Here is a 16,033-nt window from a genome sequence, read left to right on the forward strand (position 1 = left end):
GATGCTTTGATACTGAAATTCATTATCATAAGGAGGTATTGATGTTGAATTCTAATCGAGAAAAATTCTCGTTAATTGAGAATATAAAACAGCATCAGGAATTGATTGCCGCTATTGCGAGCGGAATTTTGATCTTAATCGCATGGAAATTGGAAAAGAACGGTTTATCAACAGCATCTGTCATATCTTATATTGCCGCATTTATTATCGGGGGGTATGCGAAAGCAAAGGAAGGAATCATTGATACCATAGAAAACAGAACGTTGAATGTGGAAATTTTAATGATTTTGGCCGCCATCGGCTCCATGATCATCGGGTATTGGACGGAAGGGGCCATCCTAATTTTCATTTTCTCTTTAAGCGGAGCTCTTGAAACTTATGCAATGAATCGCAGCCATCGTGAAATATCCGCCCTGATGAACCTGCAGCCGGAAGAAGCGTGGCTCGTCCGCGGGGATTTCGAGCCGATGAAAGTGCCCGTTTCTTCATTGAAGGTGGGAGACCATCTTTTAATTAAACCGGGCGAACGCATCCCGGCGGACGGCAAAATCATTAAAGGTTCTTCTTCCATCGATGAATCGGCGATTACCGGGGAATCGATCCCGGTGTCAAAAGACGTGGGGGACGAAGTATTTGCGGGTACCATCAATTTAAACGGTACAATCACCGTCCATATGACGAAGCCGAATTCCGAAACATTATTCCAAAAAATCATCACGCTTGTCCAAACGGCCCAAAGCGAAAAATCCCCTTCCCAATTGTTCATTGAAAAATTTGAAGGCATTTATGTAAAAGCGGTGCTCATCGCCGTTGCCCTCATGATGTTTCTGCCGCACTATTTATTCGGCTGGGATTGGAATACAACATTTTACCGGGCGATTGTGCTGCTTGTCGTTGCGTCACCTTGCGCCGTAGTAGCTTCCATCATGCCTGCCACACTTGCAGCCATTTCAAACGGCGCTCGCCACGGAATTTTATTCAAAGGCGGCGTCCACTTGGAAAATTTAAGCGCCCTCAAGTTGCTGGCCGTGGATAAAACAGGAACATTGACAGAGGGAATGCCGGTCGTTACGGATGTCCTGGTCCGGGAAGATTTGGATGAAAGAGAAACGCTGAAGCTCATTGCATCAATGGAGTCCCAATCCAATCACCCGCTTGCCAAATCCATTGTTCAATACGTCAAAGATCAACAAATCGGCATCATTTCCGGAATCGATATCATCGATATTCCTGGCCAAGGGGTAAAGGCAAATTTCAACGGCCGTTCTTATATAATCGGTAATGCCGATTTTGTCGGCAATGAAGAAGCAGACAGCTTCGCCGATGGCATCGCAGCCCGCCTCGAAGAAGAAGGAAAAACCGTCGTCTTTTTGAAAGATGATGATGGAATTGCAGCAATGATCGCCTTAAAAGATACGATTCGAAACGAAGCGAAAGAGGCGGTCGAAACTTTGAAACAACTTGGGATAGAAGTCGCCATGCTGACAGGGGATCACGAAAAAACAGCGAAAGTGATTGCTAAAGAGGCGGGAGTAAACGATTATATTGCAAAATGCTCTCCAATCACCAAAACGGAATTTATTGAGCAGGCATTGACGAAATATCAATATGTCGGCATGGTCGGAGACGGAATTAACGATGCTCCTGCCCTTGCCAAATCGACGGTCGGCATCGCCATGGGGGGAGGAACCGATGTTGCATTGGAAACGGCCGATGTCGTTTTAATGAAAAACAATTTATCAAAAATTGCTTACTCCATTAAACTTGGAAGAAAAATGCAGCAGATTGTCAAACAGAATATAATCTTCTCGACCGCCGTCATTGCGATTCTTATAACTTCAAACTTCCTTCAAATTGTCGATCTCCCTTTGGGCGTTGTCGGCCACGAAGGCAGCACCATTTTGGTCATATTAAACGGATTAAGGATGCTTAAAACTTTAAAGTAAACATTTTCAGTTTATAAGGAATGGCCTCAAATAACAGAAAGCGGCTTAAGCCTTCAAAGAGCTTAAGCCGCCTTTTTTATTTGCTGTCCGACCTGTCCCGCTTCATTGGGGGATGTAATGCCGGCGCTCCTAACTGCCCCGCTTGTTCTTGGCCAGATATCGTTTATACATGGTAGCATTCAGCATTCCGCCAAAGATTAAAATCATGCCGGTAAAATACAGCCAGAGCAATAAAATGATGACGCTTGCAATGCTTCCGTAGGTTGATGTAAAGTTACCGAAATTCTTTACATAAAAAGAGAAACCATAAATCAATATTACCCATGAAACGGTGGAAAACAACGCTCCCAGAAGAACGGTCCTTATAGGCACTTTCGGTTGTGTATATGGGATTAGCCAAAACAACAATAGCAATACAATAAAAATGAGAAGCGGCGGCAAAATCCATTGAACATAATTCCAAAAAACCACAAAGGATGCCCCCACTCCTAAAAAATCAAACAACTGATACATATATCGTTGTCCAAAAATCGGAACCAACAATGCAAGCAATAGCACGAGGATAAGTAATACCGTGAAAACCAATGACCAGCCCCGATTGATGATTCCCATCTTCGGCTCCGTTTCGTACGCTTCATTCAACGTCTTTAAAATTGCGTTCATCCCCTGCGAAGCCGCCCAAAGGGTACCGATAATCCCGATCGACAAAGGACCGCCGCCATTGTAAGTCGTCAATATTTCCACAATCGTTCCCCGTGTCAACAGAAATACTTCTGTAGGCACAATGGTTTGCATGAAACGAAATACATGTTCCTGATTAATGTTCAAATAAGGGAGGATGGAAACAATCACTAACAATAGCGGAAAGAAAGATAATAAAAAGAAATAAGCCAGTTGCGCTCCCTTTCCGGAAACATCCACTTTCCATATCCGAATGATTAAATCTTGGACAAATCCTTTGAACGTGGTTACGTTTATGGTTGATTCATCCGGTTTGAAAAAGGATTGAATTCTCGAAATCCACTTTATTTGGGGAATTTTCGTATTGTCCAAACGCTAGTTCACTTCCCTTCATTCCCCCTGATATGATTTTTCTTCATTGGATGAAAAAACTTCTTTTGTATCCTGTACAATCTCCTGCACTGCTCCAGGGATTCCTTTTACTTCATCCAATTTTTCCATAATGAAATTGACATTATCCTTTGTATCCTCATACAATTTCTGCATTTTTTCGATTTTTTCATTTACCAATTGCTGCAATTCGCTCCGGTTTTTCGCATAATAAATAACCTTGTTCTTTGTTTTTTTCAGTTTTTCCACCGTCTGTTCCCTTGTCGTGCGATCCAACATGCTCACTGCCGCCCCAACCAATGCTCCAATCACAACGCCTTTGCACAATTTACTCTCGCTCATGACCCTACTCCTCCTGTCGATCCTTGTAAATAATTTCTAATCATATTCTATAAGAACTTTTCATCTTTTAAAAGCAAAGACAAATGCATGGAATTCACTTGACAACAATGGATTGAAATGAAATGATGATACAAAGTTCAAAGAAAGGTGGAAAATGAATATGAATTTGTCTACGCCTTCTAAAGATAATTTGGCGTATATGATAGAAAAAATTAAAGAAAAATTAAAAATGGTGAATACAAACGTATTGCGTCCTGATGATTTTTCAGAATCCGATTATCAAGCTTTATACGATATATATGAATGGATTATGAAGCGCGATACTTTCAGTCCAAGCGAAATACAGGCCATCGTTTCCGAGCTGGGTTCCCTCCGCAAATGAGCCTGATTTCGATTACTACCGCATACTTTTTCCTAATTTATGCACCATTATTCAAAAAATGTGGAATCCTCAATGATTATCCAAAAGCTTACAAAAAGGAGCGCCCCATGATGGGACGCTCCTCTTTGTTGCTTATTCGGAAGTTGTCCGGGATGATTCCGTATTGTCTTTTACTGTTTGCTGAATTAAAACTTCTACCCGGCGATTTTGCGCCCTTCCTTCGGCGGTATCATTCGATGCAATCGGGTTGTATTCCCCATATCCTTTTGCGCTAAAATATTTCGGATCCAAATCCGGGTTCGAATCGATCAGCAACTTCAGGAAATTGACCGCCCTCATTACAGACAGTTCCCAATTCGACCTGAATTCGGGGGTGTTTTGGGGTACATTATCCGTATGTCCCGTCACGACGATATAACGCGGAGGATCAAGATCTAAAATCCGCGATAGCTTCTGGGCGATGGGGATATTTTCGGGCTTTATATCCGCTTTTCCGGGATCGAACAAAATGCTGTCACGTATTGTCAGAAGCAAGCCTTCATTTGTCATTTTCGTTGAAAAGGTATCTTCCAATTCATTGACAGCAATAAAGCCGTCAATATCTTTTTGGATTTGTTTCAATTGCGCCTGATCTGCCAAATAAGCTTTTTGCTCGGGCGTTATCCCGCCAGGCATCGGTTCTCGACTATCAACCATTGAAGTATCATGCATGAAGCCGACTCCTCCGCTAAAAATTTCGCTGAACACCTGTGACATCTTTTCCAGTTTTTCCTGGTCAATGGTGCTGGACGCGAACAAAACAATGAACAATGCCAACAGCAGCGTCATCAAATCCGAATAGGGCAACAGCCATGAATCATTAATTTCCGTTTTTTTGGCATTCTTTTTATTTTTCTTTGCCAAGGCCATCAGCCCCGCTTTCAAAAATTTGTCTCCGTTCTTCTTCCGTCAAATAGGAAGCCAATTTTTGCTCAATAATACGTGGAGCTTCGCCTTCCAATACAGATAAAATACCTTCGATCATTAAACGTTTTTGTCTTGCTTCGATAACGGATTTGCGTCTTAATTTATTGGCAAATGGATGCCATAGCACATAACCTGTGAAAATCCCCAACAATGTTGCTACGAAGGCGGATGAAACTGCATAACCAAGATTATCTATATTATTCAAATCACCCAATGCTGCAATCAGGCCGACAACCGCACCAAGCACTCCGAGCGTCGGTGCATATGTACCCGCTTGGGAAAAAATTTGGGCGCCGCTTTCATGGCGTTCTTCCATCGCTTCCACTTCTTCATTTAACACGTCGCGTATGTAATCTGCGCTTTGGCCATCGATCGCAAGGGTTAATCCGTTTCTTAAAAAAGGATCTTCGATTTCTTGCGCCTCGCTTTCCAATGCAAGAAGACCTTCACGACGGGCCAGATCTGCCCATTTTGAAAACATTTTGATGATTTCCGCATCGCTGACGGTTTTTTGCTCTGTGAAAATGACTTTTAATAATTTCGGAATCCTTTTAAGTTCTTTTCCAGGAAATCCAACTACAATCGATGCGATTGTACCGACAATAATGATCAAAAAAGCTGCCGGGTTAATCAAAATGCTTAATGATGCACCTTTTAATACCATTCCGAAAAAAATAGCGATGATTCCAAGAAGTATACCTATCACTGTCGCTTTATCCATAATCTGTACCTCCAAATCTTCCGCTACTATTTATTTCGGCATCTATCCTTATTTTTTAATCTCCTTTTATTTGAATACATTAATATTTTGATAAAAACTGGTTATTTAATGATGGGACAATGTCACAACGTTCAACAGCTTTAATGGCAAAAAAAAGAGCGGCATAGCCTTTCCGTTACAGGTACCATGCCGCTCAACAGCTTTATAAGCAAACCAAAATCCGCTGCTTTTTTAAATGGGGAAAAAAGGTTGGGCCGTTTTCCAGGCTGGTCACAGGGTTGCCATGTTTTATACAAAATTAGCAATCCAACGAAAGTCTCCTTGGAATTGCTAACGTTATTTTTCTCCTAAAACCTTTAAAAAAATCATATAGTTATAGTATAATTAGTAGTAACCAGAATTGTTTTTTTAGAAAGGGGTCTAATGATGGGCTTATTTTTAACGACTGTAACTGGTTTTTTTGGGCTTCTTGTGGTATCAGTTGCCATGTTCATTCATTATTTGCGCAAAGGTTTAGATTCCTCCAGCTCAGTAAAAGTTGATCCAAAACCAACTGAAAAATTTTAATTAGATAAAGCTGCCTAAAAACCGACAAAACAGGTTCTCCTGTTTTTGTCGGTTTTTTTTATCAATTATTGCCTGATTTATTGGTCTTGTAGTATTTCCGTTGTTTTGCCCCTTTTCTTATTGTTATAATCATGTTTAACATCCAAGGGGGGATACATGATGACATCATTAGAGGAAATTTTGCGTTTTAACAAAGAGTTTGTTGAGAATAAGCAATATTTGCCTTATATAACATCAAAATACCCTGACAAAAAAATTGTCATTTTAACTTGCATGGATACGCGTTTGATTGAATTATTGCCGAAAGCGATGAATTTGCGCAATGGCGATGCAAAAATTATCAAGAGCGCAGGCGCAATGGTTGCACATCCTTTCGGAGGAATTATGAGAAGTATTTTAGTGGCCGTCTATGAATTACAGGCGGATGAAGTGTATGTAATCGGTCATCATGATTGCGGCATGAGCAAAGTGGATCCTTTCGTCATGATTGATCATATGAGAGAAAGAGGAATCAGCGATGAAATGATTAAATCCATCAAGTATTCGGGAATTGATTTAGTTGAATGGCTTCGCGGTTTTGGCGACGTTGAAAAGAATGTGTTAAAAAGCGTGGACATCATCCGCAACCATCCGCTTTTCCCTAAAAATACGCCAGTTCATGGCCTGGTGATGGATCCGGAAACAGGAAAACTTGATTTATTGACAAATGGACATGAATATTTGGAATTGCGCCATCAACATTCATAATTGAATTTGCTTCGCCCATTCGTTTTATACGGATGGGCTTTTTTTATTTTTCCCTGAATAAATCGACTCCGGATCAAATCCCGTAAAATCCGGTTGGAAACGGGGTTTCCTTAATTGTTTTTCCGATAATAATCTTCTTGCAAAAGGGCATAAATATAATGATCTTCCCAAGAACCGTTAATATATAATAATTCCCTCAATAGCCCTTCCTTTTTAAAATTCGCTTTTTCCAACACTTTTACGGAAGCGATATTTTTGGGTGATACATATGCTTCGATTCGATGCAGATTCACGACATTTAACCCGAATTGCACAACTTCCTTTACCGCTTCGGTCGCAATGCCTTTCCCGGTATATCTTTCATCTATGGAATACCCGATGAACGCGCTATTATAAGGCAATCGTTTAATTGCATAAAGGGAAATGTGCCCAATTAATTCTTCTTCATCTTTTGTAAAAATCCCGAAAGAATATTCGCGATTTGAACGCTGAAGATGGATTCCCTCCAATATTTTCCGGTATTGGGCTTCTTCTGTGTAATACTCGGCATCATGCAGCGGTTCATACGTTGCCCAAAAATATTTGTTTCTTTGCAATAATTGCGCCAATTTTTTTGCATCCGTTTCCACAAAGGTGCGCAAATGCAGCCTGTCGCTTTCGATTCGAATCACATGATCACCCTTCTTTTTAATAATTTGAAACAGCTTTTTCACCATTTTGATACCTATAGCCCTTTCTTAAATTATTTATTTCTATATCTACTATATAGTAGATTCCAGATGCCTTCATTATTATTTCAATTTTCTTCGCAGGTCTTGAATTTTATGTTTGAGCTTTCCAGTCGAATGTTTCAAATGGCCGGCACCGCTTCTTGTGCAGATTTTTGATATAATTATTATCTCTTTTTCCCGAAATTTATTAGAATCGACGTTTGTTTCAAAAGTGTCCATTTTCCATAAAAAAATTTACAAAAAAATGAATCCATCCCGAGATTAAGTTGTTGAATTATTTTTTAATGTATATAATTTTATGGAAAGGAGTGCGAAGCATGGGCCGAATCATTGTGATTATTGGCAGCCTGATTGTCACAACCATCTTTACTTTATATACCTTTTGGCTGCCGAACATCGGAGACAAATCCACCATTGAAATTATCAACCGTCTGCCACTTTTGATATCACCGGCTTCATATGTATATATATTTTGGTTTTTCCTATTTATTGTTTTATTTATCTGGGCCTTCAGTTATTCCAAAAATCGAAAATCTGAAAGCTTCGTTTCACCATTGCAGACGATCCTTTTTTTCATTGCAATGCTTTTGCAAATCCTTTCCATCTATCTATGGAATAAAGAAATGCTATTTTACTCTTTGATTTGCATTGGCTTGCAGCTTTTCGCTTTATTTGCATTATATCTTACATATCCCATGCAAGGGGACTATTTGAAAAAAAGAATGCCCATCGCTATTTATTTCGGCTGGACAACTTTTATTTTTATTATCAACGCTTGTTATTTGCTGGTGTATAACGAATGGAACAGATTCGGATTGAGCGATGCTTTGTGGGCTGTCATCATCCTTACATTTGCCACTTTGGTTGCATTGCACCTGCGCTACCACCATCATGATATCGCCTATCCCCTTGTTTTCGTATGGTGTTTTATCGGAATCGCCATTGCCAACGGCTTCGATGAATTGCTAGTGACCACTTCCGCCCTATTTTTAAGCGGAGTATTGATAGTCGGGGTATTATTCATGAAAAAAAATCCTGTACGTTCATAAACGTACAGGATTTTTTTTCAGGGAAATTTTGTGCATCCTAATGAAATTGATCATGAATCGGTTTCGTCATCGATTTTTGTTAGAATAATCGGCTTATCTTTTGTAACCACAATGGTATGTTCAACTTGGGCAACAAGGGACTGATCCGGTGTGACAAATGTCCAGCCGTCTCCGGATTCAATGATGTGGTCCGCTTTTTCGGAGATGAACGGTTCTACCGCCAGGACCATCCCTTCTTTCATAATGGTGTTATCCCAAGCATCATAATAATTCAAAACATGCTGGGGTTCTTCATGCAACGAGCGGCCGACGCCATGCCCCGTCAAGTTCATGATCACTTTCAGTCCATGGGCTTTTGCTTCCCGTTCAATCGCTTTCCCGATCTGATTTAACTTCGATCCCGCTTTCACTTTTGTCATCGCGCGATCGAAGGCTGATTGGGCCACTCGACAAAGCTTTTCCTTGTCTTCATATCCTTCGCCGACAACAAATGAAATTCCCGTATCGGCAAAATAACCGTTTAAAGAACCAGAAACATCAATATTGACTAAATCGCCTTTTTTAATGACTTTATTTCCGGGTATGCCATGGGCCACTTCATGATTGACGCTGATGCACGTATAACCCGGAAAATCATATTCCCCTTTTGGACCGGAAATGGCTCCGGCTTCTTCAAACATGCGGCCTGCGATTTCGTCCAATTCTTTTGTTGTGATGCCAGGCTTTGTTGCGGCTTTCATGGCATCACGAATTTCCGCGCAAATGCGGCCGATTTTTTTTAATGCTTCCAATTCTTCTTGCGTTTTGACTATCATGTAAAAGATCCTTTCCTCTGTTCAATTTCTCTTTATAAATAATAACATATTCTGCGGTAAATGGACGTTTGGAATGATGGAACCGGCACAACAAAACACAATAAATATATTAAAGCTTTTTTGGATGAACCGCAAAATCGCAGCACAAAAAATGGCGAATCGGAAAACAAACATTTTCCAATTCGCTGTTTTGCCAAAAGCTCCTAAATGCAGCCATTCAGTTTTTTTTTATTGTTTCAACAGCCGTGGGCCGGCCGTGAAAATTAAAGACGCCGCAATAGCAGTTAAAATGATTGACGGAACCATATAAGTGCCATTATAAACAATTGAATAAATCCATGCATTCTGATCGCCGGCATATTCCTTGAAGAAAATGGCTCCGGCAATCGTATGGCAGATGAAGCGCAGCAATCCGCCGACAATTGTTCCTAAGACAACAAACCATGCTATTTTCTTTTTATTATTTGCCGCTGCACCATCCAGCACTTGTTCCCGGACGAGCGCCGCAAATCCGACAAAAGTGAAGGCGAAAAGATAGTCCAGTGTCGCCTGGGCCCAATGTACAATGTAAGGGTTGATTGTCATATTCAATAATCCTACAATAAGCCCTGTAGCGAGGCCGGCAGATATCCCCCGGCGAATGGCCATCAAAACGATTGGAAGCATTGCCAGGCTGACGGAACCGCCTTGCGCCCAAACCGAAAATTTCAATTGATCCAACACGTACCCGATTGCACCAAAGATGGCAATTTCGATCATTATTAATAATTTAGTATTTCTCATTTCAGCAACTCCTTTCTCTTCCCAGCGTAAACCCGAGAGAAGGATAGAAAAGAAAAAGGCGCCCGGACAGATCCGAGACGCCAGACGTTTCGGTTTCTATCCCACATCCCTACGCAAGTACTAACTTACAGGTTCAAAGGGTTAGTGCATACGGCACACTCTCAGCTGACTTCATCAGCACCCCTTGTGGTTTTTCCAATGTTCAGTTGGATTTATTGTTATTTTACCAAAAGCTATTATTCTTTCAATAAAATACACTACTTTAACAAAATCGAAGTTTTGCTGTATCCCTCTTTTTTCTTTTCCACTTGCAGAACCGCAGGCATGGCCGATTTCAGTTCTTCCACATGGGAGATGACCCCGATCATCCGTCCGGTTTTCTGAAGCTCAATGAGCGTATCAATCGCCTTCATCAAGGATTCTTCATCCAGAGAGCCGAATCCTTCATCAATAAACAAAGTTTCAATATTGACATTTCCCTGATAACTTTGAATCACATCCGCCATTCCAAGCGCCAGACTTAAAGAAGCATTAAATTTCTCTCCTCCGGACAGCGTTTTGACATCCCTTGCTTGTCCAGTGTACGCATCGTATACATCCAATCCCAAACCGCTTGCTCTTCCGTGGGATTCCACCCGGTCCGAAACCTGCAAATAATATTGGCCGTTCGATAAATTTTTCAGGCGGAGATTGCTCGCTTCCGTAATCAGTTCCAAGTATCCCATTTGCACATAGCGTTCAAAGGAAATCCTTTTGCTGTTTTGTCCCCGGATTAAATTATAGAGATGGATGATTTGATTTGCTTTTTCTTCCATTTGGAATATCTCATCGGCAATTCTTTCAAGTTTTTCCGCAAAATCGATGCAATGCTTTTCGCACGCTTTCGAGTAATTGAGTATATCCAGCGCCTTCTCGTAGCCGGATTTCAAATCTTCCAATTCTTTTTCCGATTTTGTCAAATCCGCCTTTGCTTTGCCTTTGAATTTTTCTTCATCTTCTTCAACCTGTATTTCCAGCAAATGAAGCTCCTTCATGAAATCTTCATACATCTTCTCCAGCTCATCAATTTCCTGCTGCGGCCGCTTGGCAAGCAAAAATTCGTCGATTGTGGCAAATTGCGCCTGGACCAGCCCTGCAATAAATTCATCTTTTGCTTTTTGCAGTTTTTCCTGTACACTTTTCGCCTGCCCGGAAATCTGTTTCACCGCTTCTTCGCTTGTTGCCAGTTGTTTATTGGCCTCTTGGTAATCTTTCTGCGCCTTCTCCCAGGACTCTTTTAATTTTTGTTTTACGCTCATCGCTTGCTGCAATGCTTCCTGCAGCAGGGAAAAACTGCTTAATTCTTTTGGAATGTTTTTCCGTTGCTGTTCCAAAATCGTGTTTTCCTGCGTGTATTTTTCATTGGATTCATTGTATTCCCGCTCGGTTTCCTTATATTGCTCCTCAATTTCTTCTTTTTCTTTCTGCAGCAATTTCAGCTGTTTTTTGCTGTTGGAAAGCTCCTCTTTTTTTCTTTCTTTTTCATGTAACGCCTCTTCGACTTCCCGCAAACGATTGAAGAATATCTGCTGTCCGTCAATCGGCGCAGACCGTTCCATTAATGTCTGTTCTATTTCTTTCAACATTTGACGTTTTGAATCCAACTTCGCCATAGCGGCATAACGCTTTTGCTGCGCTTCGTCCAAGGCCGCCTTCAATTGTTTCAGCTCCATCAGTTCAACGCCGTCATCCATCTCTTTATGTTCGATCCGATGTTCCGTACTGCCGCAAACCGGGCAAGGCATTCCGGGCTTCAGCTTTGCCGCAAGCATCGCCGCCTGGTTGTTCAGCCATTTTTCTTCTTCCCTTATATAATCTTTTTGAATTTTTTCATATGTCGCGGCCGCCTTTTCCCATTCCTTTTCGAGTTCGCGGACTTTCAACCCGGTTTCATGATATTTGGAATAAGTGTCGACGATTTCTTTTAGTCGCCGCTGCTCTTCCAAAAGTTCACTTAAGGATTCCGTATCTTCCTCAAGCTGTTCAATGATGTCCATTTCCTGTTTTATGGCCTCGTTCTTTTCTTTGATATGATTTTCCAAGAGATGCAATTGTGTTTGCAGCTCATTCTTTTCTTTCAACAGTTTTTCCACAAGCTTTAATTGTTCGTTCATTTGTTCATAAAGGGGGACAAGTTTTTCCAATTGGATTACCCGTTCATTCGCCCGTTCCCGCTCGTCCTCTAAATCCGCTTCCCGTTTGAAACGCTCTTCAGCCAGAGCAAAGGTTCTTTTCGCTTCGTCCAGTTGCCCGGTTGCATCTTTCATTTTTTGCTCAAGGACCGTTTTTTCATTTTCCAGTTCCATCATGCGGGAATAAAGGGGGGAAATCCGGATTGCCCGATTGGCCGCATCAATCGTCTCTTTCATTTGTTCATAATGGTCCTGGCGGGATCGCAATTGCATCAACTGTTCTTTCTTTTTTTCATAGGCTTCGATTTCTTCATTCAACTTTTTTTCCGCAACGTATATTTCATACTTTTCTTGATACTTCCGGTAGGCCTCGCGGTATTTATGTTCATCTTCCCGGATTTTTTCTTGGTAAAATTTCTGCTCCTCCGCCAACCCGTCAAGAATTTGATAAATGTTCGAATCTTTGCTCAGCGCGGAAAAAAGCGGCGATTCCCTTTCCGGCAACGCGCCTGCAATTTGATTGATATAACTGTTTTTTAACGCCTGCGCTTCGTTCAATTTCCGTTCCATTTCCCGTTTCTTTTCTTCCAATTTATCCGCCATTTTAATAAACCGTTCCGTCTTGAAGATTTTTCTTAAAATCTCTTCTTTTTCATCCGATTTTGAAGTCAATAATCTGCGGAACTCCCCTTGGGGCAGCATGACGATTTGGCAAAACTGATCATAGGTCAACCCGATGATTTCTTCCAGTTTTTGATTAATATCCGACACCCTTTGCCGCTCCACCGCCGGAACTTCTTCATTATTCGGCAGGATTTCAAACAGTTCATATTTTTCGCCTGTCGCAGTTTTTCTTCCTTTTTTCACATGCGGCAGCCGGCGCAATACCCGATATCTTTTGCCGCGGATTTCAAAAATGAACTCGACGGAAGTATGGACATCATCATCCGCAAAATCGCTGCGAAGCATTTTCGGTTCTTTCCTGTCCTGTCCGCTGGCATATCCATACAGGGCAAAACAGATGGCATCAAAAATCGTTGTTTTTCCTGCTCCCGTTTGTCCGGAAATGACAAATAATCTTTTCTCTTGAAGTTTCGTAAAGTCGATCACTTCTTCGTCTTTATATGGTCCAAAGGCGGTCATTTTCAGCAGAATCGGCTTCACTTCATCACCACTTCCCCTTTTGTTTCTCTTTCAGCCTGCAATAATTCTTCCAGCACTTCTTTAAAAAGCTGAAGGGCCTCTTCCGTCGGCTCTGTTCCCATAACTTCTTGGTGGAAAGCTTTGAACAGCGTTACATCATCCAATTGTTCCCGGCGGATGTTTATCATCTCCTCCGATTCATCCGTTCTTTGGATCGTTTTCCGTTCTACATGCATGGCATTCGGATAAACGGTGCGGATCTGTTCCATTGCTCCCACGACCGGCGTCAAATCTGTCAGTCTCACAAACACATAATCTTCGGAGTAATCATGTTTCAATATTTCATGGATGGATCCTTCGATAATGCGCAAATCCCTTTTTGGGGTAAAAATGCGTTTTTCGACGGCAACTTGCCCTTTTTCATCTAAATCGACTATTAAAAAACCCTTTTGATGATTTGCTTCAGATGCCGAATATTTTAATAGCGAGCCCGGATATCGTATCGTTTCGTCCAAAACGTAATGGGCCTTGTGCAAATGTCCGAGCGCTGTATAATGAAACGGTTGAAAATAATGGGCGTTGACACATTCCGAGCCCCCGATGGCCAAAGGCCGTTCCGATTCGCTCGTATTTTCCCCTTTTTCCCCGTCCGGTGTGACAAAGGCGTGTCCCACAAATACATGCCGTTTGGTTTTGTCCATTTTCTCTTCAATTTTTTCAATGATCGTTTTCATGGCATCATCATATGTATGAACCGAATCGCATTGAAGCACGTTTCTGACAGTGGAAGGCTCCGCAAAGGGCACTAAATGAAAATGAACTTCTCCATATTCATCATGCAAAATGATCGGCTCAAATTGATCATCGAGTTCACCGGCGATATAAAGCCCGCTTTCCTTCATCAATTTGCTTCCAAATTCGAGGCGGGTCGGGCTGTCATGATTTCCCGCGACGCAAAGAACTGGCACATTCCGCTTCAATACGATTTCCGCGAAAGTCTCATCCAGCAAATCCACCGCTTCCACCGGGGGAAGCGCCCGGTCATACAAGTCCCCGGCAATGACCACTGCGTCCGGCTTCTCTTCATCGATTGCCTGCAAAAATTGATTCAAAACATGCCGCTGATCTTCCGTCATGTAAACGCCTTGCACCAGCTTTCCCAAATGCCAGTCTGCCGTATGGAAAATTTTCAAATTCAATCGACCTCCACTTTCAACTATGTATCTATTGTAGCATGGGTGAAAAATAACGGCCACCCGATTTACGAATATCCGTTCCCCTTTTTATTTGTTCAAAATTTGTTTCTTTCCGAAAACGAAAAAAGCCACATCTCCTTTCTCAACAAGGAAAGATGTGGCTGCACGTTGATTTAAAAAGCCCAATTCCCTTTTCTGAAGACCGGCTCCCGGGTTCCATCCGGCAAAATTCCGTCAATATCCATTTCCGCGCTTCCTATCATAAAATCTTCGTGGGTAATCGAAACATTGATGCCCAAAGACTCCAATTGCTTTTCTTCCAAATCACGGCCTCCCACGTAGCAAGTCGGATAAGCTTCTCCGATGGCCAAATGGTTGGAGGCATTTTCGTCAAAGAGCGTGTTGTAATATAAAATGTTTGATAATGAAATCGGCGATTCATGCGGAACCAACGCCACTTCCCCCAAATAGGCGGATCCTTCATCCGTGCGGATCAATTCTTGCAACAATTCATTGCCGGTTTTCGCGTGGGCTTCAACGATTTTTCCTTTTTCAAAAGTGAGAGTAAACCCGTCGATGATGTTTCCTTGATAGACTAATGGCTTCGTATTGCGCACATAGCCATTGACGCCAAATTTCGAAGGGAGCGTAAATACTTCTTCCGTCGGCATATTGGCAATAAATGTAACCCCTTCCGGCGTTTTGCTGGAACCGGTGCACCATATGTGTTTTTCGGGAAGTTCTATCGTCAAATCCGTACCGGGCGCTTTGTAATGCAATTTTGCATATTTTTTGCGGTTCAAATATTCCGCCCTTTGTTCCAGTTCCCGAATATGCCGTTTCCAATTTTCCACCGCATCCCCTTCTCCGATGCGCACCGTTTTGAAAATCGCTTCCCAAAGCGCATTCATTTGTTCTTCTTCCGGCAAATCCGGAAACACCTTTGCCGCCCATTTTTTCGATGGAACCGCGATGATGGACCAGGCAATCAAATCGTTTATAATCGCTTTCCGATAATTCACAAGGGCTTCTCCGCTCGCTTTCTGTTGGGCAGATATGCGCTGCACGGGAATCCCCTTCAACAAATCCGGATCTTCCGCATCAATCCAGAGGATGGCTCCTTTCCGTTCAATGCATTCATTCCGCTGCGCAACAATCCATTCCGGGAACTTGGCGAATTCTTCCTCTGCCCCAAATTCATAAAACATGCGGGTAATCTCTTGATCTGTTATATGAACAGCCACTCTCCCCGCACCGACTTCGTACGCTTTTTTTACAACCAATCTTGTAAAGTCCAATGCGTCTGATGTCGTATTAATCAATAAATATTGGCCTTTTTGGATATTTACTCCAATTTTCACGGCAAGTTCCGCATATTGTTCCAATTTTTCTCCAAAAGTCAT

14 protein-coding genes and 1 riboswitch are annotated in these 16,033 nt (G+C 41.9%); of the genes, 4 read left to right on the forward strand and 10 right to left on the reverse strand.

From position 1 onward, the window contains the following. Positions 1-41: 41 nt before the first annotated feature. Positions 42-1,946: a heavy metal translocating P-type ATPase gene (locus tag NST62_RS11200; RefSeq protein WP_141601843.1), complete on the forward strand. Its 1,905-nt coding sequence runs from the start codon at positions 42-44 to the stop codon at positions 1,944-1,946. Positions 1,947-2,075: 129 nt separating this feature from the next. Here the strand turns inward: NST62_RS11200 and NST62_RS11205 are convergent, their stop codons facing one another. Beyond that, entirely contained in the window at positions 2,076-2,999 is a 924-nt protein-coding gene (locus NST62_RS11205) for a YihY/virulence factor BrkB family protein (RefSeq protein WP_141601844.1), read from the reverse strand. A gap of 18 nt (positions 3,000-3,017) precedes the next feature. Next, on the reverse strand, positions 3,018-3,359 hold the full coding sequence (locus tag NST62_RS11210) for a YtxH domain-containing protein (protein WP_141601845.1): 342 nt from the start codon (positions 3,357-3,359) through the stop codon (positions 3,018-3,020). Positions 3,360-3,519: 160 nt separating this feature from the next. Here NST62_RS11210 and NST62_RS11215 point away from each other — a divergent pair, with 160 nt between their 5' ends. Then, the gene (locus NST62_RS11215) at positions 3,520-3,741 is read left to right on the forward strand and encodes a DUF1128 domain-containing protein (RefSeq protein ID WP_141601846.1); all 222 of its coding nucleotides are present in this window, start codon (positions 3,520-3,522) and stop codon (positions 3,739-3,741) included. A gap of 132 nt (positions 3,742-3,873) precedes the next feature. On the opposite strand, the gene motB is transcribed toward NST62_RS11215, so the two are convergent. After that, positions 3,874-4,644: a flagellar motor protein MotB gene (motB, locus tag NST62_RS11220; protein WP_141601942.1), complete on the reverse strand. Its 771-nt coding sequence runs from the start codon at positions 4,642-4,644 to the stop codon at positions 3,874-3,876. After that, on the reverse strand, positions 4,628-5,428 hold the full coding sequence (gene motA, locus NST62_RS11225; RefSeq protein WP_141601847.1) for a flagellar motor stator protein MotA: 801 nt from the start codon (positions 5,426-5,428) through the stop codon (positions 4,628-4,630). The genes motB and motA overlap by 17 nt, the downstream gene beginning before the upstream one ends. Positions 5,429-6,154: 726 nt before the next feature. Here motA and NST62_RS11230 point away from each other — a divergent pair. After that, positions 6,155-6,742, forward strand: a complete 588-nt coding sequence (locus NST62_RS11230) for a carbonic anhydrase (RefSeq protein WP_141601848.1) — start codon at positions 6,155-6,157, stop codon at positions 6,740-6,742. A 110-nt stretch (positions 6,743-6,852) separates the two neighbouring features. Here NST62_RS11230 and NST62_RS11235 read toward each other — a convergent pair whose 3' ends face one another. Next, positions 6,853-7,413 (reverse strand): GNAT family protein, encoded by a 561-nt coding sequence (locus NST62_RS11235; RefSeq protein WP_342462901.1) that lies wholly within the window; start codon positions 7,411-7,413, stop codon positions 6,853-6,855. Positions 7,414-7,790: 377 nt separating this feature from the next. On the opposite strand from NST62_RS11235, the gene NST62_RS11240 reads away from it, so the two are divergent. Further along, positions 7,791-8,522, forward strand: a complete 732-nt coding sequence (locus tag NST62_RS11240) for a hypothetical protein (RefSeq protein WP_328215875.1) — start codon at positions 7,791-7,793, stop codon at positions 8,520-8,522. Between the two features lie 50 nt (positions 8,523-8,572). Here the strand turns inward: NST62_RS11240 and map are convergent, their stop codons facing one another. From map to NST62_RS11265, 5 genes are all read right to left on the reverse strand, one after another. Next, positions 8,573-9,337 (reverse strand): type I methionyl aminopeptidase, encoded by a 765-nt coding sequence (map, locus tag NST62_RS11245; protein WP_141601851.1) that lies wholly within the window; start codon positions 9,335-9,337, stop codon positions 8,573-8,575. A gap of 228 nt (positions 9,338-9,565) precedes the next feature. After that, positions 9,566-10,120 (reverse strand): energy-coupled thiamine transporter ThiT, encoded by a 555-nt coding sequence (gene thiT, locus NST62_RS11250; RefSeq protein ID WP_141601852.1) that lies wholly within the window; start codon positions 10,118-10,120, stop codon positions 9,566-9,568. A gap of 89 nt (positions 10,121-10,209) precedes the next feature. After that, positions 10,210-10,315: riboswitch (TPP riboswitch) on the reverse strand. Between the two features lie 62 nt (positions 10,316-10,377). Then, positions 10,378-13,455, reverse strand: a complete 3,078-nt coding sequence (locus NST62_RS11255; RefSeq protein WP_342462902.1) for an AAA family ATPase — start codon at positions 13,453-13,455, stop codon at positions 10,378-10,380. After that, on the reverse strand, positions 13,452-14,627 hold the full coding sequence (locus NST62_RS11260) for an exonuclease SbcCD subunit D (RefSeq protein WP_342463294.1): 1,176 nt from the start codon (positions 14,625-14,627) through the stop codon (positions 13,452-13,454). Before NST62_RS11260 ends, NST62_RS11255 begins: the two co-directional genes overlap by 4 nt. Before the next feature lie 176 nt (positions 14,628-14,803). After that, a complete protein-coding gene (locus NST62_RS11265; RefSeq protein WP_328215874.1) occupies positions 14,804-16,033 on the reverse strand; it encodes an aminopeptidase in 1,230 nt (409 codons plus the stop codon).

Origin of the sequence: Ureibacillus sp. FSL K6-8385 (genome assembly GCF_038593155.1) — a bacterium.
In the GTDB taxonomy this organism is placed as follows: domain Bacteria; phylum Bacillota; class Bacilli; order Bacillales_A; family Planococcaceae; genus Ureibacillus; species Ureibacillus terrenus.